This window comes from Oribacterium sp. HCP3S3_B9, assembly GCF_052064255.1.
Taxonomy (GTDB): Bacteria; Bacillota; Clostridia; order Lachnospirales; family Lachnospiraceae; genus Oribacterium.
The window spans coordinates 1-2,165 of record NZ_JBQHVY010000045.1; the positions used below are offsets into that span (position 1 = coordinate 1).

Sequence of the window (2,165 nt, forward strand, 5' to 3'; positions counted from 1 at the left end):
AAGCTTCCTGTAATCTTCAAAGTAGATCGGGTTTGACATAAAAAGATACCTCACGGTACATTGATACTACTTATCAACCCGGGCGGTTATAAGAATCTAATGTACAAGAGGTATCTACCATGAATCGTAACGCACACACATCAAAAAAGCAAACATCTAAGACTGCAGCAAGCGAAGGAAGACGCGAAAAGGAAGAGCAAGCGGAATTCATCAAGAAATGCGAAGAGATCGTCAAGGGACTACAGGCACACTCCTGGAAAGATCTTGAAGTCGGACATAAATTCAGGCATAACGAGAAGCTCGATCTGATCACAGCAGGTTCATTGATCGTCGGCTGCGATATCGGGAGCGTTAAACACTTTATCCGTGCTATTGATGCTCAGGGTAGAGCTCTCACAAACAAGCCATTTCCCTTCGAAAACGACGAGGAAGGCTTTAAGGCTGCCCATGACTGGATGGTCAAAGTCGCGGCGCAGAACGATAAGACGCAGATTGTTCTGGCGCTGGAACCTACAGGCCATTACTGGTTTTGCTTTGCTGCCTGGTGCACTTCGCATGGCATAACCGTCGTACAGGTCAACCCTTATGCGGTAAAAGCGACGAAGGAGATCCAGGACAACAGCCAGCTCAAGAGCGACCGCAAAGACCCCGGAGTAATCGCGGAGCTGGCCAAAAATGGCAATTATTCGATACCGTACATCGCTGAAGGCACCTATGCTTCACTCCGTGAGCTGGAGCTTTTCCGTGAACGTGTCTCGGAGGATAGGATCCGCGACATTAACAGGCTCTGCCAGGAAATGGACAAATACTTCCCGGAATACAGGCGCATCTACAAAGAAGTTGATAAAACGTTCAGCCTAGTAGTCCTGGTAAAAGCCCCTCTGCCTGAAGATATAGTCAGAATCGGAGAAAACGGGGTCAGAGCTCTCTGGCACAGTGAGAAGCTGCGTGGCGGTGGATACAGTAAGGCTGCAGAGCTCCTTCAGAAGGCCAAACATAGCGTTGGCTTGAGGGAAGGGCAGGCTCAGGCCAGGATGTCCATCCAGTACCTTGCAGGATCAATCCGGGATAAAGATGCACGCCTTGATGAAATTGATGCCGAGATCGCGAAGCTGGCAAAATCAATCCAATACGTTGAAAAGCTTACGGCGATTCCTGGACTTGGAGAGCGTATTATTTCCGGAATCCTGTCTGAGATCGGCGATCTAATCCGCTTTGACAGTGTGAAAGAGATCCAGAAGTATAGCGGCCTGGGAATGGTCTCTGAAAGCTCCGGTAAGCACAATGGTGAGACACATATCAGCCATAGAGGGCGCAAGCGGCTCAGATACTGGCTGTACATGGGTGCCAGGAGCGTAGTGGCACATTCCAGTGAGTTTGCCAAGCTGCACACGTACTACACAACCAGAGAGGAGAATCCGCTCAAGAAGATGCAATCGTTGATGGCAATTGCGTGCAAACTCCTGAGAGTCATATACGTGATTCTAACGAAGGGGGTGGACTATGATCCACAAAAGCTGCTAGGGGACATCGTGAGACCCGAGAACGCGAAAAACAAGACGAAAGGAGCCGCTGTAGCGTGAACATATCAGTATATAGCGGAACAGATCGAATGAGAGAGCATAGGGCTGATCCGCTGTAAAGGCTGTGCAGTACAATCATGGTTCCAGTACCCTGCCAGATCCCGGATGAGGATCTGAGACCTGGCAGGGCTCTGGAACCGACAGAGTTCTAAACCAGTAGGGGAAGACAGGCGGCAGTATTGCGCCAGCTGATCAAACAGCTCTGTTGTCCGATCCGAACCGGTCTGGTAGCAGTATCAAACAGATAAGAGCTGTAGCCGGCAGGAAGTTTTTACCATGGGGCATAGACCCCGCATCTAAGCTTTGCCGGCACCCGGTGTATGACAGGTGGGACGAAGGAAGTTGTGGACGTCAGAGTATCTCACTGATGATCCCTATAGACACGGGAGGTTCACCTCATAGATCATTCAGGGTATAAGAAGGCCTTTATAAAAGTAAAGGCGCTTTATTTCCTGTACGAACTTTTGGACAGAATGCTCCAATCCTTCTCTGGAATACACCCTTTGGCTCTTATTCGTTCAGTACCGTGAGGTTGAAAAACCTTGATTTAATAGGGAAAAATCCCTTGACACAATAGGGAGG

The 2,165-nt window shown here is 49.2% G+C and carries 1 protein-coding gene; it reads left to right on the forward strand.

Annotation, left to right across the window (positions count from 1 at the left end; all coding sequences use genetic code 11):
- The first annotated feature begins 119 nt into the window (after window positions 1-119).
- Window positions 120-1,583 carry an IS110 family transposase gene (locus ACTNC3_RS11290; RefSeq protein ID WP_441227488.1) on the forward strand — a complete coding sequence of 488 codons (1,464 nt, stop codon included), beginning with the start codon at window positions 120-122 and terminating at the stop codon, window positions 1,581-1,583.
- Window positions 1,584-2,165: the final 582 nt, after the last annotated feature.